This window comes from Cedecea neteri (assembly GCF_000757825.1).
Taxonomy (GTDB): domain Bacteria; phylum Pseudomonadota; class Gammaproteobacteria; order Enterobacterales; family Enterobacteriaceae; genus Cedecea; species Cedecea selenatireducens.
Map to the genome: position 1 here is coordinate 1810228 of NZ_CP009451.1, position 19741 is coordinate 1829968.

A 19741-nucleotide genomic window follows, 5' to 3' on the forward strand; every position below is an offset into this window, starting at 1 on the left:
TCTACCCTCACCCGGCCCCTTTGGGGATAAAGCCGGGTGAGGCGTTACCTCCCCTGCTTTCTCAGCAGATACACAAAGTAAGGCGCACCGATAAACGTCGCCAGCAGCCCCGCCGGAACCTGATTCGGGAACAGAATCATCCTGCCGCACCAGTCAGCCAGAATCATCAACATCCCCCCCAAAATCCCGGCAATCACTATCTGCGGCATCGCCCTGCGGAACCCAAGCATGCGAGCAATATGTGGTGCCATCAGTCCGACAAAGCTTAATGGGCCCACGATTAACGTTGCCGTGGCGGTCAGCGTTGCAGCCAGTAACAACAGCGCAAAACGCGATGGCGTTAATGCCATACCAACCGCTCTCGCCGTCGCGCCACCCAGCGGCAAAATCACCAGCCAGCGGCGGAACAGCGGCGTTATCGCCAGCAGGATAGCCATAACCACCAGCGTTCTTACCGCCTGATCTCCGGTAACGTTATAGGTCGAACCTGAGATCCAGGTCAGCAGCGTCGCCATACGCGGATCGCCGCTTGCCATCAGCATCATCAATAACATGGTAAATGCGGTGCTGAGCGCCATCCCCGCCAGCAACATACGCTGCGGCGAGAAGCCTCCACGCCCGGCAGCAAGCATGATAATCAGTAACGTCACCGCCGCGCCAAGACTGCCTGCAGGCAGAAGCCAGACAAAGGCGTTTCCAGGCACGATAAACAGCATAAGTACGACGCCGAACGCCGCGCCGGAGCTAATCCCCAGCACTTCCGGGCTTGCCATCGCATTGCCGGTTAACCGCTGGATCAGGCAGCCTGCAACCGCCAGCATCACGCCTGCGGTCAGAGCAGCTATAACTCGCGGCCAGCGCCACGGCAGCACGTCATCAAAGAGCGCGCCGCTCAGCCAGCGCCAGCCATGAGCATCGCGCCCCAGAGCCAGCGCGGCGGTAATCACCAGCAGCAGAACGCCAAGGCTTATCGCCACCCACAGCAGAACGCGCTGACGTTCGGCCTGCACGTGGTCTCCGGCGCTCATTGACGGCGCACCGCTGGTCCGCAGGCGCGGCAGCAGCCACAGCAGAATAGGCGCGCCGATGAGCGCGGTAATGGTGCCGGTAGAAACCTCACCCCACACGCTGGAGAGCCAGACCACAACCTGGTCAGAAAGCCAGAGGATCAGCGCGCCAATCACCGGGGCCAGGAATAAACGAGCCGCCAGGCGACGAGCGCCTAACATTTTTGCCAGCAGAGGCGCGAATAGCCCGATAAAACCGACAATACCGACCGCGTTAACCAGCTGAGCGCTGAGAACAATCGCCAGCGCCAGCGTCGCCAGCCGTACCAGAGAAAGCGCCAGGCCGAGGTTACGGGCTACGCCATCGTCCAGCCCCATCAGCGTTAACGGACGCAGGAGCAGAAGCGTTAGCAACAGCCCGCCCAGCAAACGTGGCCACAGGCTTTCTACGCTGCTCCAGTCCTGCTGGTTGAGCGAGCCGGTGCTCCACAGGAACATATTCTGCAGCTGATCGTGGTGGAAGATAGCCAGCAGCTGGTTGACCGCGCCGCAGTAAAGGCTCAGTACCAGGCCCGCAAGAATAAGCGTGACCGGCGACATGCGCTTGCCCCAGGCAACGCCGAAGACCAGCAGGCCAACTGCTGCCGCGCCAATCAGCGCCGCAAACGGCTGGGCCGTCTGAGGTAGCACCCAGAGCGTGGCGACCGTGACGCCAAGCTGAGCGCCGCTGGCTACGCCAAGCGTGGTCGGTTCCGCCAGTGGGTTACGCAGCACCTGCTGGAATAACACACCGACGAGCCCCAGCCCGGCACCGACCAGCAGCGATATCGCGAGGCGCGGCAGCAGGCTGAAGTGAAACAGCATCTGTTGAATATTGTCGATATCCGGGGCGACAAAGGCACTACTCCATTGCCCGGAAGGCAGCACGCCGCTCATGTTATGCAGCGTCAGCCAGAACGCACAGACAAACAGCCCCAGCAGCAGGCCGGCAGGGAAAATCACGTGACGTCTATTCATGCCAGGTTCCTCAGGCCGTCATCCAGCACGCGGGCAAAGTGCATCGCCGACATCGTCGTGCCATAGAGCCAGACGGCGGGAACCTGCTGGAAACGGTTCTGGCGGATAAACGGCATCGCTTTCCACAGAGGCGTCGCGGCAACCTGGCGGGCTAACGCTTCGTTTTTATGGTCAAAGCACAGCACATCGGCGTCTTTGATCGCCGCCAGGCGCTCAATCCCCACCACCGTGGTTCCCCAGAAGTTGGTCTGTTCCTGCCAGGCATTCGTCACCCCCAGCAGATCCATCACCTGTTCGAATAAGCTGTGCTTGCCCACCACCAGCGCATGGCGGTTATCCAAAAATGACATCAGCAGCACCGGACGGCTACCGCGAGCGGCAAAGCGGGGCTTCATGCTGGCAATAAACGCATCAAACTCGGCCAGATGGTTACTGGCAGCCTGCTGCATGCCCAGCGTGTCGCCCAGCTGAATTAACGATTTACGTGCAATATCCAGCGGCTTGCCGGAACCGTCGTTAAAATTGAAACCCAGTCCGGGCGCAATGCGGGTGATTTTCTCCGGCGAAGGTCCGTAGCCAGCAGAATAGAGAATTAAAGAGGGTTTTAGCTGCGCCATCAGCTCAAGGTTAGGCTCGGTGCGCAGGCCAACGTCCACCACGCCTTCCGGCAGCTTAGGTTCGTTAACCCAGATTTGGTAATTAGGAATATCGGCGACGGCCATTGGCGTTACGCCGAGCGCCATCATCAGCTCAACGGGCAGCCACTCCAGGGCGATGATGCGTTTTGCATCCGGCACCGCCGCCTGCGCCGCTGGAAGCTTCAGCAGCAGCGGTGAAAGCGCCATCGCCGCCAGAAGGCGGCGACGGGTCAAAAGAAAGTCATTCATACGGCTCATCAATAAACAAAACTTACCGGCGCAGCCCCCGCCGGGTGCGGCAGGATGCCCATCGGAATACCGTAGATGTGTTCCAGCGTATCGCTTTGCATCAGCGCCTCTGGCGTACCCTGCGCGATCATTTCCCCGCCGCGTAGCGCCACCAGGTTATCGCAATAGCGTGCGGCCATATTGATATCATGCAGAACGGCAACCACCGTCAGGCCGCGCTCCTGGCTCAGGCGATGAATCAGCGCCAGCACGTCCACCTGATGGGCAATATCCAGCGCGGAGGTAGGTTCATCGAGCAATAAACAACGGCTATCCTGCGCCACCAACATGGCAATCCACGCCCGCTGACGTTCACCGCCGGAGAGGCTATCCACCAGACGATGCGCAAACGGCTTCAACCCAACCAGGCTAATTGCCTCATCGACCAGCTCGCGGTCGGCCACGCCAAAGCGCCCTAATGCCCCATGCCACGGATAGCGGCCAATCGCTACCAGCTCGCGAACCGTCATCCCCTCAGCGGCCGGGAGCTGCTGGGGAAGATAGGCGACCTGACGGGCAAAAGCTTTGCTGCTCCAGCTGTCCAGCGGCTGCGAGTTAAGCAGGATCTCACCGTCCGAGGGCTTCTGGTGGCGACCCAGCATTTTCAGCAGCGTCGATTTACCAGAACCGTTGTGACCAATCAGACCGGTCACTTTTCCCACCGGGAAGGTGATGGAAAGCGGATGAAGCAACGTGCGACCGGGCACGCGGAAGGTCACATCAGTGAGGCTAAAAGTGGTGTCGGGCTGAAGGTGTTTATCCTGCATGGTAGCCATCTTAGTGAAGGGCACGGCGAACCGTGCCCGGGAGACAAGTTAGAAGCGGAAGGTCGCGGTAGCAACCACCTGACGTTCAGCGCCCCAGTAGCATGCATAGTCACGGTAGCAGCTTGAGACATACTCACGGTTGAACAGGTTGTTGACGTTCACAGCCACGGAAGAGCCAGGCAAGCCGAATCGAGCCAGATCGTACTTAACCATAGCATCGGCAACGGTATAGCTCGGCACGTTAAACGTCTCGTTCACCTGCGGGCCGGAAGCATAGAAGCTGGACGTTGCGCCGACATAACGAGCACCAGCCCCGAAGGTGAATCCACTCAGTGCGGTTTCGTGGAAGGTGTAATCAGCCCACAGGGAGGCCATATTACGTGGCACTTCTGCCGGGCGTTTACCCTGATACAGCGTGTCATGAGTATATTCAGCATCAGTGTAGGTGTAAGAAGCGGTCAGGTTGATATTCGCGCTAACGGCGGCTTTGGCTTCGAGCTCCAGGCCACGGGAGCGAATTTCTCCCCCCTGAACACTAAAGGCATTATCGTTAGGGTCGACAGTTAAGTTCTTGTCTTTCGTCAGATGATAAACGGCAGCGGTGACCGTGACCGGCATGTCTTTAGGTACGTATTTCACGCCAACTTCGTACTGTTTACCTTTAGACGGATCGAATGGCTTACCTTGTTTGGTAGAGCCTGACACCGGTTCAAAGGATTCGCTGTAGCTCACGTAAGGAGAGATGCCATTATCGAACAGATAATTCAGGCCACCACGCCACGTGAATTGGTTATCGCTAACTTCAGCCAATGTTCCTGAGGAGCGCGTAAACGTAGACGTTTTAGCAAAATCATATCGGCCACCCAGCGTCAGAACGAACCGGTTCCACTCCGCCTGATCCTGCATGTAAAGTCCCGTCTGCTGCTGACGGTTAATGACTGCATAAGGGAAGTTCGTCACAACGTTCGCGTTGCCGTACTGCGGATTACTCATGCTAAGTGGGTCTGCAGAGCCATACATAGCGTCAATGTCGTTGCGCATACGCATGTAATCAACGCCGGTCAGCAGGGTATGGTCAACCGCCCCTGTGGCGAATTTAGCCTGCGCCTGAGTATCTACTGAGAAGTTATTGAGGTCTTCGTCAGAACGAACGTAGGCACGGCTAATCTGTCCTGGAGCGACATAGCCATTCCCGTAAACGGAATCATAGAGCGTGTGAATACGCGTATAGCGAAGATTCTGGCGAACGGTCCAGGTATCGTTGAACTCGTGCGCGAAGCTATAGCCAACCATTTGCTGGCGACGAGACATTTTGTTGTCTCTCTCACCTTCATTGAAATCGGTAGGCAATTTGTGAGAGTTGCCGTTGGCATCAACGTAAGGAACAACCGTGCCCTGGCGAGGAAGCCAGCCGTAATAACCCGCGTTAGGATCGCTCTGGAAGTTGCTCAGGAAGGTGAAATCTGTTTTGTCATCAGGGCGCCAGCTAAAGGATGGGGCAATAGCGTAGCGGTTTGATTTGACCATTTCTTGCTGGGCATTTTCGCTGCTGCCTAAGCCAGTCAGGCGGTAGGAGAATTCACCGTTATCATCCAGCGCATCGCTGAAGTCAAAACCGGTTTGCCACAGGTTGTTAGTGCCCATCTTAAACTGAATTTCGTGCAGCGGCTCGGTCGTCGGGCGCTTGCTGACCATACTCACTACGCCGCCTGGATGGCTTTTACCATAAAGCACAGACACAGGGCCACGCAGCAGCTCAACACGTTCCAGGAAATAAGGATCCATAGAAGCTTCAGAGTAGTTATCTCCCTGCAGTTTCATGCCATCCAGATATTGGTTAGTGTTAACGGTCGAAGATGTCGTGAAACCACGAATGGAGACAACGTCATAAGTTGAAGAACTTCCGCGAGTAGAGAACACGCCAGGCGTGTAATCCAGGGCCTCTTTCACCGTCTGCGGCTGACGGGTATCCATCTCTTCGCGGGTCACCACCGAAATAGACTGCGGGGTCTTTTCAATCGGGGTATCGGTTTTGGTCGCCGTGGCGCTGCGCTTGGCGGCGATGGTTGGCGATGGCCCCCATGCGCTTTCGGCCGGCACCGCGGTGGCAGAAACGGTAATTGTGTCTTCTTTTTTGGTCGTGCCGGTATCCGCCGCGAAGCTATTTGCGCTGACGGTGCCCACCGCCGCCGCCACGAAAAGGGCAAGCTTACGGACAGGGTTTTTGGCTGGCTGACCAGGGAGTGAACGCGCCATGATATTTTCTCTGGTGAAGTAGTAAATGATAACGTAAACGATAATTATTATTATGCCCGCAGGATAATAGACGAAACGTTTGCTGCATAGCAAGTGCTTCACATCCGTGCGGATACTAAGGGAATAAGAAATAACCTGATGGTTTATGAGGTGTTATTCAGGTGTGAAATTTAAGATAAGGAACGCCTTATCGCGGGCAATAAGGCGAAAAAAAACCTCTCCCGTTTCGGGGAGAGGTTTAGGTTGAAGTTAAACTTAATTACTGCCGAACATATCCTTAATCCAGCCCGCAACGCCGTCGCTTTTCTGTTCCTGAGCGGGTTGTTGCTGCTGCTGAGGCTGCTGCTGCGGTTGTTGCTGCGGCTGCTGGCCTGCTGGAGCCTGGCTGAACGGATTAGCAGACTGCTCTTCCTGCTGGCTCTGCTGGCAGAGCGCACTCGGGTTCGTCGTCCAGACCGGCAGAACGCGATCGCCACCGCCGCTGCACTGGAAGTAGCCCGCACCGTTCACGCTCATATCAACGATATCTTCCGGCTGAGTCAGATCCAGCGGGATCGGTGACTGGTTCGCCAGATAACGCTGATACAGCGACATCGCCCCGCTGGCGCCATACAGCTTGGTCGGCTGGTTGTTATCGCGGCCGACCCAGGTAATGGTCACTTCACGACCGTCAATGCCGGCAAACCAGGTATCGACGTTGTTGTTGGTGGTGCCGGTTTTCCCCGCCAGGTGCAGGTTCGGGTACTTCCCGCCCAGCGCACGCCCCGTACCGCGAGCCACCACCTGCTGCATACCAAACAGCGTCAGGTAAGCCGCCTGCGCAGGCACTGCCTGTTCCGCCTGCGGGAAGCTCTGGTACAGCACGGTACCGTCTTCGGCAATCACCGAACGCAGCGCGGAGAGCGTAGCGCGGTTACCGCCGCTGGCGATAGTCTGGAACGCCTGCGCGACCTGGATAGGCGTCAGGTTCAGCGCCCCCAGGATCATCGCCGGCACCGGACTAAGCTGATCTTTTGGCACCCCAAGCTTGGTCCAGGTATCGGTAATAGCCGGTAAGCCAAGCGTCATCCCGAGGTTAACGGTCGGGACGTTCATCGAGCGCGTTAGCGCATCAACCAGCATCACCTGCCCGCTATACTGATGGTTATCGTTCTGCGGCGACCACACCTGGCCATTCGACAGCTTGATCCCAACCGGGGCATCGGCAAGCCAGGTATTCAGGCGGAATTTATCCGGCTGGCTCAGCGCCGTCAGATAAGTGGCCGGTTTTGCCAGCGAGCCAATCGAACGACGAGCCTGCAGCGCACGGTTAAAGCCGGCAAACTGAGGCTCAGCCCCGCCGACAACCGCCCGAACTTCACCGGTAAAGCGGTCAACAATGACCATTGCCGCTTCCAGATCGTTCAGCTTACGGGAAGCACGCAGCACCGGCACGCCTTCGGTCACCGCTTTTTCCGCCGCATCCTGAGACACGGAGTCAAAGGTGGTGAAGATCTTCACGCCGGACAGGTCTTTCACCTTGTCGCCCAGCTTGTCCTGAAGCTCCTGACGCACCATCTGCATAAAGGCTGGCTGTGGGGAAATAACGCCCCCGCGAGGCTGCACGCCCAGAGGACGAGCGCTCAGCATGTCATACAGCTCCTGATCGATAACCTTTTGTTCCTGCAGCAGGCGCAGGACCAGGTTACGGCGTTCAAGCGCCAGCTTCGGATTACGCCACGGGTTATAGAGCGACGCGCCCTTAACCATGCCCACCAGCAGCGCCTGCTGGTCGAGGCTAAGCTCTTCCACCGGACGGCCGAAGTAATAAAGGCTTGCCAGCGGGAAGCCACGAATCTGATCGTCGCCGCTCTGGCCGAGGTATACCTCGTTCAGATACAGCTCAAGGATGCGATCTTTGTCGTAGCGGGCGTCCATGATCAGTGCCATGTAGGCTTCGTTAGCCTTACGCCACAGCGTGCGCTGGTTGCTCAGGAAGAGGTTTTTCACCAGTTGCTGAGTCAGCGTACTGCCGCCCTGCACCGCACGCCCGGCCGTCAGGTTAGCGACAACGGCGCGGCCAATGGAGTAAATGCTGATCCCGTCGTGCTCATAGAAATGACGGTCTTCGGTGGCGATAAGCGTGTCTACCAGCAGATCCGGGAAACCGGAGCGCGGCACGAACAGGCGCTGCTCGCCGTTTGGCGAAGAGAGCATGGTTATCAGGCGCGGGTCGAGGCGGAAGATCCCGAAGCTGCGGTTATTATCCATGTTCTGGATAGATTCCAGGTGGCCACCGTCAAACACCAGGCGCGCGCGAATCTGCCCTTCTTTACCATCCGGGAAGTCAAACGGACGGCGAATCAGCTCGATGTTGTTCCCCTGCACGGTGAACTCGCCCGGACGCGTCATGCTCGACACCTGCCGATACTGAGTCGCTTCCAGCAGCTTTACCATCTCCGCTTTGCTGTAAGGCATATCCGGCTCAAGGTTCACCATGCGGCCGTAGACCGCCGCCGGAAGCTGCCAGACTTTGCCGTCAATACGGCTGCGGATCTGCTGATCGAGGTACACGCCGTAAATAACCAGCACCACAAAGAAGATGATCGCCAGCTTCACCAACAGCCAGAAGAAACGGCGTTTTTTCGACGGGCGGCCCGATCCTTTCCCCTTACCTTTTCCCTTACGCGGCGGCATTGGTTCCTCGTCTTCGTAGTCATCGTCTTCGTACTCGTCGTCGTAATCCTCTTCCTTGAGTCGACGACGGCTCACCTTCTCTTTCGCCGGACGCGTTGGTTTTCCTTTACGTCCAATAGGCTCGCGGTCATTCCCCGCCATGCATCTTCTCCACAAAAGTTCAGGCGCAAAGGCCCGATTCTCCGTTCTTCCGCGCAATGCGAAAGAAGAAATCTCTCAAAAAAACAGCCAGACATTCTTATCAGGAATGTCTTTTCATGTTTGCTCCCTCTCCCTTTAGGAGTGGGTTGGCGCTCTCAGGAATACTTCTTCGTGCGCCGGGTCGGCGCGGTATTCGCCGGATCGTCCGGCCAGACATGTTTTGGGTAGCGCCCCTTCATCTCTTTTTGTACTTCACGCCAGGCCCCGTTCCAGAACGCCGTTAAATCACGAGTTATCTGCAGCGGCCGCTGCGCCGGAGATAATAGCTCAAGCACCAGCGGAACGCGCCCCTCGGCAATGCAGGGCGTTTGGGCTTCACCAAACATTTCCTGAATACGCACCGCCAGCACCGGCGGATTTTCGCTGTCGTAGCGAATCGCAATCTGGCTTCCGGTCGGCACAGTGTAATGAGTTGGCAGGGCACTATCCAGACGTTGACGCATCGGCCAGGCAAGCAAGTTGCTTAGCGCCCGGCTAAGGTCGATATTTTTCAGCGCCCGCAGCGAGTGCACGCCGCGCATTTCCGGCAGCAGCCAGTCTTCGAGCGTTGCCAGCAGCGATTCATCGTCTACCGCCGGCCACTTCTGCTCCGGCAGCCAGCGAGCGGCACAGGCCAGGCGTAAACGCAATTGCTGAGCCGAAACCGACCACTCGAGCAGCCCAAGCCCGCGCTCACGGATCCCGTTTAAGATCGCCTGCTGCATTTCTTCTTCTGAAGGCTTCGCTAACAGCTGGGTTTTCACCACCAGCCTGCCGATTTGCCGACGGCGATACGCTTTTAACGATCCCCGCTCTTCATCCCACTCCACCGAATCACTTTCCGTCAGCAGGTGCGGCATGCGCGCGACAAGCTCTTCAACATCCAGCGGCAGCGCAAGCAGGATACGGGCATCCGGCGACTGGCTGCCCTGCAGCAGCAGAGGGGCAATCAGCCATTCATGCCGCGTCATGGCGTCGTCCTGCTCCAGCATAGCGCCCATCCCGTTCGCCAGCTGATAGCGACCTTCAGCCCCACGCCGCCGGGCGATACGATCGGCAAATCCGCTGGCCAGCAGCGGCATAACCAGCGAGATATCCGGCTCGCCGCCTCGCCCGTTCATTCTTTTCAGTAACTGAGTGGCTCTCTGCCGCCAGTTGCCGTTCCTGCTGTCGAAAAGAGACCGCAAATCACCGCCGCCCTGAGTACGCGGCGGCTCTTCGAGGATCGCCGCAAGCCATGCGGCGGTGGCCTGCTCATCCGCCGTTTTTGCCGTCACCAGCATTGAGGCGAGGCGCGGGTCGTTGCCCATCTGCGCCATTTTTTGCCCTTGCGCGGTTAACCGATGCTGCTCGTCCACGGCGCCTAGCTGATGCAGGAGACGGCTGGCGGCCGTCAGGTTTACGTCCGGCGGAACATCAAGCCAGGTCAGCTGACGCACATCCTGACAGCCCCACTGCAGCAGCTCCAGCAGCAGGCCGGACAGATCGCTTTGTAAGATTTCCGGTTCGCTTTGCGCCGCCGCACGTTCAGCCTGTTCGGCGGCAATCAGGTGCAGACAAATACCCGGCTCCAGACGCCCGGCGCGCCCTGCCCGCTGGGTCATAGAAGCCTGGCTCACGCGCTGGGTTACCAGGCGAGTCAGCCCGGTGCGGGCATCAAAACGCGCGACGCGCTCCTGGGCCGCATCCACCACCAGGCGGATCCCTTCGATAGTCAGGCTGGTCTCAGCAATGTTAGTCGCCAGAACCACCTTACGCGTTCCCGCAGCGGCGGGCAGAATTGCCTTACGCTGCTCGCTCAGGGGCAACGCGCCGTACAGCGGGCAAAGCTGAACGTCGCTTGTCACGCGCTCTCTGAGCTGCTCCTGCACGCGCTGAATTTCACCCACGCCGGGTAAAAACAGCAGCAGCGATCCGGATTCTTCACGCATCAATCCCGCCACGGCGCTCGCTACGGCTTCATCAAAGCGCTGATGTGCCGGCAGCGCCATGTAGCGACGCTCAACCGGGAAAGCCCTGCCCTCGGAGGTAATGACCGGCGCATCCGGCAGGCATTGCTGCAGGCGTTGATTGTCCAGCGTCGCGGACATAATCAGGATCTTAAGGTCATCGCGCAGCCCGGCCTGCACGTCCAGCAGCAGGGCCAGGGCAAGATCGGCCTGCAGGCTTCGCTCGTGGAACTCATCGAGGATCACAAGCCCAATGCCGCTCAGCTCGGGATCCTGTTGGATCAGCCGCGTTAAAATCCCTTCGGTAACGACCTCGAGGCGAGTATTCGGCCCCACGCAACTGTCGGCACGCATCCGGTAACCGACGGTTTCGCCCGGTTTTTCCCCCAATAATTCGGCCAGCCTTTGAGCAACGTTGCGCGCGGCAAGGCGACGAGGTTCAAGCAGCAAAATGCGGCCTTCCAGCTTACTCTGCTGAAGGATTTGCAGCGGCAGCCAGGTAGATTTACCAGCGCCGGTAGGGGCATTGAGCAAAATTTGCGGGGCATACTCGAGCGCTTTCAGCACTTCCGGCAGTACGGCCGCAACCGGTAATGAGGACACAAACGGCTCCAAAGGGTTAACATCAGCAGTCGCGCATTGTAGCATCCCGCCAAACCATAACCGAGAGACAACCATGGCCGAGAGTCGTCGCCTGTTTTTTGCCCTGACGTTACCGTCCGAGGTTCAGCAGCAGATTATCCACTGGCGTGCAGCCGAGTTTCCGCCGGATGCTGGCCGCCCGGTCGCCGCGGCCAATCTGCACCTCACGCTGGCGTTTTTAGGGGATGTTTCCGACGAAAAGCGTCAGGCGCTTTGCCGACTCGCGGGCCGTATTCGCCAGCCTGGCTTTACCCTGCGTCTGGATGATGCCGGGCAGTGGTTACGCTCAAGCGTCGTCTGGCTGGGCCCGCGCCAGGCTCCGCGCGGCTTATTGCAGCTGGCCAATATGTTACGCTCCCAGGCCGCACGCAGCGGCTGCTACCAGTCTCCGCAGCCGTTTCATCCTCACGTCACGCTGTACCGCAGCGCCCTTCGTTCCGCCGCGCTCCCGGCGCCGGGCTTCAGCTGGCAGTTCCAGGTCAATGAGTTTTCACTGTACGAATCCCTTTTTGAACGGGGAAGAACCCGCTATCAGGTGCTAGAAAACTGGCCGCTGACTAATAAGGAAGAGTAGATGGAATTTTCACCCGCACTGCAGCCCGCCACCCTCATCAAACGCTATAAACGCTTTCTGGCTGACGTAGTAACCGCCGAGGGCGAAACCATGACGCTGCATTGCCCTAATACCGGCGCAATGACCGGCTGCGCCACTCCCGGTGATACCGTCTGGTACTCCACTTCCGCCAGCGCAACGCGTAAATACCCCCATACATGGGAGCTTACGCAGACGCAAAAGGGTGAGATAATTTGCGTCAATACGTTACGTGCGAACGCGCTGGTCAAAGAGATGCTGACGACGGTTCCTCCCGCAGAACTTACGGGCTATAGCGCGATACAGGCCGAAGTTAAATACGGTGAAGAACGCAGTCGAATTGACTTTATGTTACAAGCGAGTAACAAGGTTAACTGCTATATTGAAGTGAAATCAGTCACGTTACTTGAGCAGGATAAAGGCTATTTTCCCGATGCCGTTAGCCTGCGGGGTCAGAAGCATTTAAGAGAGTTAATGAATGTGGTTCAGCAAGGAGAGCGCGCGGTGCTACTGTTTGCGGTATTGCATTCTGCTATAAATAGCGTCTCGCCAGCCCGCCACATTGATGAAAAGTATGCGCGGCTGTTAACCGAGGCGCAGCAGTGTGGGGTTGAAATTATCGCCTGGAAGGCAGAACTTTCTGCCGAAGGGATGACTCTAACTACGCCGTTGCCTGTCTATTTATGAAAGCATCTGGTTAAGGACAGATAACGTATTGTCTTTTTTATAGTCGGGTCGTTTCGCAAATAAGCTTTTCTTCACACGGTTGTCAAGAGAGGAGTTTATATAATTGCCATCCTGAAAAGCATCTGCTATTTATAGCGGCCTGATTTTACCCCGACAGGGGACCGATAAGTGCGTGTTAAGGAGAAACAACATGCAAGAAGGGCAAAAGCGTAAAACATCGTCCCTGAGTATTCTCGCCATCGCTGGGGTGGAGCCATACCAGGAGAAAACGGGCGAAGAGTACATGAACGAAGCCCAGCTGTCGCACTTCAAGCGCATTCTTGAAGCATGGCGTAATCAGCTCATGGACGAGGTAGATCGCACCGTTTCGCATATGCAGGATGAAGCAGCTAACTTCCCGGACCCGGTTGACCGTGCAGCCCAGGAAGAAGAGTTCAGCCTCGAATTGCGTAACCGCGATCGTGAACGCAAGCTGATCAAAAAGATCGAAAAAACGCTCAAGAAAGTGGAAGACGAAGATTTCGGCTACTGCGAATCCTGCGGTGTAGAAATCGGCATTCGTCGCCTTGAAGCACGTCCGACGGCTGATTTGTGTATCGACTGCAAAACGTTGGCAGAAATCCGCGAAAAACAGATGGCCGGCTAACGGCTCTCGGAAATGCCAGACCTCTATGGCGGGAGACTCTCCCGCCATATTACTTTATTGCTCCCCGAAAACATGTCAGCTCAACTCTATATTGGCCGTTTTGCCCCTTCACCTTCCGGTGAACTGCATTTTGGCTCACTGATAGCCGCCCTCGGCAGCTACCTCCAGGCTCGCTCGCAGCAGGGCCGCTGGCTGGTACGCATCGAAGATATCGATCCTCCCCGTGAAGTCCCTGGCGCCGCCGACACCATCCTCAAACAGCTTGAGCACTATGGGCTGCACTGGGATGGCGAAGTGCTGTGGCAGTCTCAGCGCCACGACGCCTATCGCGCCGCGCTGGAGTGGCTCCAGCAGCAGGGGCTGAGCTATTACTGCACCTGCACCCGGAGCCGTATTCAGCAGATTGGCGGTTTCTACGACGGCCATTGCCGGACGTTGGGCCACGGGCCGCAAAATGCGGCGATGCGGCTGATGCAAAACAATCCGGTGCTCAGCTTTCATGACGGCCTGCGCGGGCAGCTGAACGCGGACGTTGCTCTGGCGCGGGAAGATTTCATCATTCACCGCCGCGACGGCCTGTTCGCCTATAATCTGGCTGTCGTCGTCGACGACCATTTTCAGGGCGTGACGGAAATCGTGCGCGGCGCGGACCTGATTGAGCCAACGGTAAGACAAATCTCGCTGTATCAGCAATTTGGCTGGCCCGCCCCGGGCTATATTCATCTGCCGCTGGCGCTGAATGATCAAGGCGCTAAGCTATCGAAACAGAATCACGCGCCGGCGCTGCCGCAGGGCGATCCTCGCCCTTTACTGGTAGAAGCGCTGCGCTTTTTAAATCAACAAGTAGCGGGCGACTGGCAGGATCTGACGCTGGAAAGCCTGCTCGAACAAGCCGGGGTTAACTGGTCGCTTGATAAGGTGCCGGTGAATACATCATTCTCAAATGCCCCGCACTGAGCTATGATTAGCCGCTGTTTTTTTTGTCCCTATGATTGACACTGCCGAGGTGGACTATTTTTACCCGAGTCGCTAATTTTTGCCGCAAGGTGCTTAACCGCGATGACGTCGTGGTCGAGGAGAATGAAATTCTCCCGCACATTACTGTTATCCCGCGCGATCAGCACGCTATTTCCCGCAAAGATATCAGTGAAAATGCCCTCAAGGTGCTTTACCGTTTGAACAAAGCAGGCTACGAGGCTTACCTCGTCGGCGGCGGTGTCCGCGACCTGCTGCTGGGCAAAAAACCGAAAGATTTCGACGTCACCACCAGCGCGACCCCGGATCAGGTGCGTAAGCTGTTCCGTAACTGCCGCCTGGTCGGCCGCCGCTTCCGTCTGGCTCACGTGATGTTTGGGCCGGAGATCATCGAAGTGGCCACCTTCCGTGGTCACCATGAAGAACAGCAGTCCGACGACCGTCAGACCTCGCAGCGCGGCCAGAACGGTATGCTGCTGCGTGACAACATCTTTGGTTCTATCGAAGAAGATGCCCAGCGTCGCGACTTCACCATCAACAGCCTTTACTACAGCGTGGCCGATTTCTCGGTACGCGACTACGTCGGCGGCCTGAACGACCTGAACAAAGGCATCATCCGCCTGATTGGCGATCCGGAAACGCGCTACCGCGAAGACCCGGTGCGTATGCTGCGTGCGGTGCGCTTTGCGGCCAAGCTGAACATGACTATCAGCCCGGAAAGCGGCGAGCCGATTCCTCGCCTGGCGACGCTGCTTAACGATGTGCCAGCGGCGCGCTTATTTGAAGAGTCGCTCAAACTCCTGCAGGCCGGATACGGTTTTGAAACTTACCAGCTATTGCGTGAGTATCAGCTGTTCCAGCCGCTGTTCCCAATCATCTCCCGCTATTTTACCGAGCAGGGCGACAGCCCAATGGAGCGCATTATTGCGCTGGTGCTGAAGAATACCGATAACCGCATTCACAACGATATGCGCGTGAATCCGGCGTTCCTGTTCGCGGCAATGTTCTGGTATCCGCAGCTGGAAATGGCGCAGAAAATAGCCCAGGAAAGCGGCCTCGCCTACTACGATGCCTTTGCGCTGGCGATGAATGAAGTGCTGGATGAAGCCTGCCGTGCGCTGGCGATCCCAAAACGCATCACCACGCTGGTACGTGATATCTGGGGCCTGCAGCTTCGTCTGTCGCGCCGTCAGGGCAAACGCGCCTGGAAGCTGATGGAGCATCCTAAATTCCGTGCGTCTTACGATCTGCTGGCGCTGCGTGCAGAGGTTGAGAACAACCAGGAACTGCTGCGTCTGACCAAATGGTGGGGCGAATTCCAGGTGGCGGCACCGCCAATGCAAAAAGATATGCTGAACGACCTTGGCGATGAACCCGCCGCGCGCCGCCGGACGCGTCGCCCGCGCAAACGTGCGCCACGCCGCGAAGGCAGCGCATGACCCTCGCGTATATCGCGCTGGGCAGTAACCAGGCGTCACCGCTGGAGCAGGTTTCTTCAGCTCTTGACGCCCTTGCCGCCATTCCACAAAGCCGAATGGTGGCAACTTCTTCGTTTTACCGCACTCCCCCGCTGGGCCCGCAGGATCAGCCAGATTATCTGAATGCTGCCGTGGTTCTTGATACCGACCTGTCCGCCGAAGCCCTGTTAGACCATACTCAACGTATCGAACTTGAACATGGCCGCGTTCGCAAAGAAGATCGCTGGGGACCGCGTACGTTAGATCTCGATCTTATGCTGTTTGGCGATGAGGTGATGCACACCGACCGTCTGACCGTGCCCCATTACGATATGAAGAACCGTGCGTTTATGCTGGTTCCGCTACTGGAAATAGCACCTGAATGCCGCTTTCCTGACGGGCAATCTGTTGCTGAGATACTGGTTCGCCTCTCTCTGGAGGGCATCACCCGCTGGTAAACAGCGCGCCCGTATCCTGTTCAAACCTTTCTCCGGGGATGATGATGAAACCCACTACCACCTCCACCCTGCGTAAGCTCAAGCAGGACAAAAAGAAATTCGCCACCCTTACCGCCTATGACTTTAGCTTCGCCAGGCTGTTTGCTGACGAAGGCATTGGCGTATTGTTGGTTGGCGATTCACTGGGCATGACGGTTCAGGGCCACGACTCCACGCTGCCGGTCACGGTGGAAGACATTGCCTACCACACCCGGGCGGTTCGCCGCGGTGCACCAAATTGCCTGCTGCTGGCCGACCTGCCGTTTATGGCCTACGCCACGCCGGAGCAGGCATTTGCCAATTCCGCAGAGGTGATGCGCGCCGGGGCCAACATGGTGAAAATCGAGGGCGGACGCTGGCTGGCTGAGACGGTGAAAATGCTGACCGAACGCGCTGTCCCGGTCTGTGGCCACCTTGGACTCACCCCGCAGTCAGTGAACATTTTCGGCGGTTATAAAGTGCAGGGCCGCGACGAACAGGCGGCTCAAACGCTGCTGGACGACGCCCTGGCGCTGGAAGCTGCTGGTGCCCAGCTGTTGGTGCTGGAATGCGTGCCGGTGGAACTGGCAAAACGCGTTACCGAAGCCCTTTCTATCCCGGTGATTGGCATTGGCGCGGGCAACGTCACGGACGGGCAAATTCTGGTGATGCATGATGCCTTCGGGATAACCGGCGGCCACATTCCTAAATTTGCGAAGAATTTCCTTGCTGAGACCGGTGATATTCGTGCCGCGGTGCGCCAGTACATTAATGAAGTCGAGTCCGGCAGCTATCCGGGCAACGAACACAGTTTCTACTGACAGGAGATAGGTTGTGCTGATTATCGAAACGTTACCGCTGCTGCGTCAGCAGATTCGCCGCTGGCGCCAGGAAGGCAAGCGCATCGCCCTGGTGCCGACCATGGGCAACCTGCACGATGGGCATATGACGCTGGTTGAAGAAGCCAAAGCCGTTGCCGATGTGGTAGTGGTCAGTATTTTCGTCAATCCGATGCAGTTTGACAGGCCTGACGATTTAGCCCGCTACCCGCGCACGCTGCAGGAAGACTGCGAGAAGCTGAACCGCCGCAAGGTGGATATGGTCTTCGCGCCTGCGCCGGTGGATGTTTATCCGCAGGGCCTCGACACGCAAACCTTTGTGGATGTGCCGGGGATCTCCACCATGCTGGAAGGTGCCAGTCGTCCTGGGCATTTCCGTGGCGTGTCCACCATCGTCAGCAAGCTGTTCAACCTGGTTCAGCCCGACGTTGCCTGCTTCGGCCAGAAGGATTATCAGCAGCTGGCGCTGATCCGTAAGATGGTTGCCGATATGGGCTATGACATTGAGATCGTCGGCGTGCCTACCGTGCGCGCTAAAGACGGCCTGGCGCTCAGCTCCCGCAATGGTTATCTGACCGCCGACCAGCGTAAAATCGCCCCAGGCTTAAGCAAAGTAATGAACAATCTTGCCGACAAGCTGCGCAGCGGCGATCGTGATACCGAAGAGATGTTGATCCTTGCGGCGACCGAACTAAACGAAAAAGGCTTCCGTTCAGACGACCTGCAAATCCGTGACGCAGACACGCTTCTGGAGCTGTCGCCAGAAAGCAAAAGCGCGGTGATCCTGATGGCAGCCTGGCTTGGTCAGGCGCGACTGATTGATAACGTTACCGTCGATTTGGCGCAGTAGACAGCCTAAATAAAAAGGGCAATACTGCCTCGAATATCCACGGCGCTGAGGATCTCAGCGCTTTTTAAGCCCAGTAACAAAGGTTCAAGTTTATGATTCGCACCATGCTGCAAGGCAAGTTACACCGCGTCAAAGTGACTCAGGCGGACTTGCATTACGAAGGCTCCTGCGCCATCGATCAGGACTTCCTTGAGGCGGCAGGCATTCTGGAATATGAAGCCATCGACATCTACAACGTCACCAACGGGAAGCGTTTCTCTACCTACGCTATCGCCGGTGAACGTGGCTCTAAAATCATCTCCGTTAACGGCGCGGCGGCACACTGTGCTGACGTCGGTGACATTCTGATTATCGCCAGCTACGTCACCATGCCGGACGAACAGGCACGCAGCTGGCAGCCAAAAGTAGCCTACTTTGACGGTGAGAATGAGATGAAACGTCTCGCGAAAGCGGTGCCGGTTCAGGTAGCGTAATAATCCCCCCGCCCTAACCCTCTCCCACTTGGGAGAGGGTATCGAACGACCCCACTTTAGCTCACGCCTCAGGCTGATTGGTAATCGTCCTCGACATCGTCTCCAGCGAATCCGTCCTCATAATATAAAGCCGCTTCAGCAAGAACGGGTTATCGCCCGGCTTCACCTTGCCACGCACCGTCGTAACCGCCATATGGAAACCTGCGTCATTCGCCGCTTTCACCGCGGTATCGTTATAGCCGCCAAACGGATAGGACAGGTAAAGCACGTGCGGATTGAACTGCGACAGCGCGCGGCGCGAGTGCTCAAAATCAAACAGAATATTGTGATAACTGCGGCTCAGAAGGATCGGGCGGCGATAGTTATCGACACGGTGCAGGAAATGGGTATGCGACTGGATATCAAAGACGCTTTGGATCGCCTCCAGCTCGGAAATGCTCATAAACTGTAGCGATTTTGGGTTCCACGGCTGCGGATGGCGCTTGATCCGTGACGAGATAATGTAAGCCGTCGCTTTGAAGTCGTACTGCTTGAGAATCGGAAACGCGTAGCGATAAACCGACTTCAGGCCGTCATCAAAGGTGATGACCACCGAACGAGCCGGGAGGTTCATTCGGTTACGCACATAGCCTTCAAGCTGGTACATCGTCAGCGTGGTGTAGCCCATATCGCGTAGCCAGGTCATCTGGTTGCTGAAGGCAACCACCGAAGTCGTAGTGGAGGTGTGGCGGAAACGGGTATTTTCCTCATCACGCAGAATATGATGATAGGTCAGGACCGGAATGCCGTTATCGGGCTGTGCGTCCAGGCTGCTGACGTAGCCCAGGCGGTTACCGATGCGAATCTGATACCAGGTCTGGTTCAGGCGATCTTTCAGCTTGCCGATGATCGGGTAGCGAAGATTATCCGCCAGGGTGCCAAACACCGCTGAAGAGGTGACGGGCTCGTTATAGATAGCCACATCGCGGAAGGTTATCAGGTTTTGGTTACTCAACGGCTTATTAAGATCGCCCAGCCGGTCTTCCACCCGCTGCTTACCCTTTACCGGGCCAAGATGCGCCTTGTCGATAAACCCGGTACCGAAGCCAAAGTTAAATTCATAGTAATCCGCCACCGTTGGCACGACGGCCAGGATCTGGCCCTGCCCAATTCTGCCGACGGAAATCACGCTATCCCCCACCTGCGCCCAGATGTCGGCATCTTCAGTGGTTTGCATATATTGGGCGGGCGTGTCGTGGCTACTGAGCAGGCTGGCCTGGGCGGTACCGATGCTGATGACCAGCATGACGCAATAAACGAGGCGAGTTAACATGGCAAATTAGTCAG

The 19741-nt window shown here is 57.3% G+C and carries 16 protein-coding genes; 9 read left to right on the forward strand and 7 right to left on the reverse strand.

Annotation, left to right across the window (positions count from 1 at the left end; all coding sequences use genetic code 11):
- Positions 1–44: 44 nt before the first annotated feature.
- The 6 genes from fhuB to hrpB form a co-directional block, all read right to left on the reverse strand.
- Complete coding sequence (gene fhuB, locus JT31_RS08300) at positions 45–2024, reverse strand: Fe(3+)-hydroxamate ABC transporter permease FhuB (protein ID WP_038475464.1); 1980 nt, start codon at positions 2022–2024, stop codon at positions 45–47.
- Entirely contained in the window at positions 2021–2920 is a 900-nt protein-coding gene (gene fhuD, locus JT31_RS08305) for a Fe(3+)-hydroxamate ABC transporter substrate-binding protein FhuD (RefSeq protein ID WP_038475465.1), read from the reverse strand. Before fhuD ends, fhuB begins: the two co-directional genes overlap by 4 nt.
- Positions 2920–3717 (reverse strand): Fe3+-hydroxamate ABC transporter ATP-binding protein FhuC, encoded by a 798-nt coding sequence (gene fhuC / locus JT31_RS08310; protein WP_038475466.1) that lies wholly within the window; start codon positions 3715–3717, stop codon positions 2920–2922. Before fhuC ends, fhuD begins: the two co-directional genes overlap by 1 nt.
- Before the next feature lie 48 nt (positions 3718–3765).
- The gene (gene fhuA / locus JT31_RS08315) at positions 3766–5973 is read right to left on the reverse strand and encodes a ferrichrome porin FhuA (protein WP_038482943.1); all 2208 of its coding nucleotides are present in this window, start codon (positions 5971–5973) and stop codon (positions 3766–3768) included.
- A gap of 255 nt (positions 5974–6228) precedes the next feature.
- Positions 6229–8790, reverse strand: coding sequence for a bifunctional glycosyl transferase/transpeptidase (gene mrcB / locus JT31_RS08320; protein ID WP_038475467.1), 2562 nt, complete (start codon positions 8788–8790; stop codon positions 6229–6231).
- 155 nt (positions 8791–8945) lie between these two features.
- On the reverse strand, positions 8946–11381 hold the full coding sequence (gene hrpB, locus JT31_RS08325; RefSeq protein ID WP_038482946.1) for an ATP-dependent helicase HrpB: 2436 nt from the start codon (positions 11379–11381) through the stop codon (positions 8946–8948).
- 73 nt (positions 11382–11454) lie between these two features.
- Here hrpB and thpR point away from each other — a divergent pair, with 73 nt between their 5' ends.
- From thpR to panD, 9 genes are all read left to right on the forward strand, one after another.
- Complete coding sequence (gene thpR / locus JT31_RS08330) at positions 11455–11994, forward strand: RNA 2',3'-cyclic phosphodiesterase (protein ID WP_038475470.1); 540 nt, start codon at positions 11455–11457, stop codon at positions 11992–11994.
- Complete coding sequence (gene sfsA / locus JT31_RS08335; RefSeq protein ID WP_038475472.1) at positions 11995–12699, forward strand: DNA/RNA nuclease SfsA; 705 nt, start codon at positions 11995–11997, stop codon at positions 12697–12699.
- A 190-nt stretch (positions 12700–12889) separates the two neighbouring features.
- The gene (gene dksA / locus JT31_RS08340; RefSeq protein ID WP_038475474.1) at positions 12890–13345 is read left to right on the forward strand and encodes an RNA polymerase-binding protein DksA; all 456 of its coding nucleotides are present in this window, start codon (positions 12890–12892) and stop codon (positions 13343–13345) included.
- A gap of 72 nt (positions 13346–13417) precedes the next feature.
- On the forward strand, positions 13418–14302 hold the full coding sequence (gene gluQRS / locus JT31_RS08345; RefSeq protein WP_038475476.1) for a tRNA glutamyl-Q(34) synthetase GluQRS: 885 nt from the start codon (positions 13418–13420) through the stop codon (positions 14300–14302).
- Positions 14303–14358: 56 nt separating this feature from the next.
- Positions 14359–15759, forward strand: a complete 1401-nt coding sequence (gene pcnB / locus JT31_RS08350) for a polynucleotide adenylyltransferase PcnB (RefSeq protein ID WP_235212930.1) — start codon at positions 14359–14361, stop codon at positions 15757–15759.
- On the forward strand, positions 15756–16235 hold the full coding sequence (folK, locus tag JT31_RS08355; RefSeq protein ID WP_038475477.1) for a 2-amino-4-hydroxy-6-hydroxymethyldihydropteridine diphosphokinase: 480 nt from the start codon (positions 15756–15758) through the stop codon (positions 16233–16235). The genes pcnB and folK overlap by 4 nt, the downstream gene beginning before the upstream one ends.
- Before the next feature lie 44 nt (positions 16236–16279).
- Positions 16280–17074 (forward strand): 3-methyl-2-oxobutanoate hydroxymethyltransferase, encoded by a 795-nt coding sequence (panB, locus tag JT31_RS08360; RefSeq protein ID WP_038475479.1) that lies wholly within the window; start codon positions 16280–16282, stop codon positions 17072–17074.
- Positions 17075–17087: 13 nt separating this feature from the next.
- Entirely contained in the window at positions 17088–17942 is an 855-nt protein-coding gene (gene panC / locus JT31_RS08365; RefSeq protein ID WP_038475481.1) for a pantoate--beta-alanine ligase, read from the forward strand.
- Positions 17943–18034: 92 nt separating this feature from the next.
- Positions 18035–18415 (forward strand): aspartate 1-decarboxylase, encoded by a 381-nt coding sequence (panD, locus tag JT31_RS08370; RefSeq protein WP_008461846.1) that lies wholly within the window; start codon positions 18035–18037, stop codon positions 18413–18415.
- 61 nt (positions 18416–18476) lie between these two features.
- On the opposite strand, the gene JT31_RS08375 is transcribed toward panD, so the two are convergent.
- Positions 18477–19727, reverse strand: coding sequence for a polysaccharide deacetylase family protein (locus JT31_RS08375; protein ID WP_038475486.1), 1251 nt, complete (start codon positions 19725–19727; stop codon positions 18477–18479).
- Between the last annotated feature and the right edge of the window lie 14 nt (positions 19728–19741).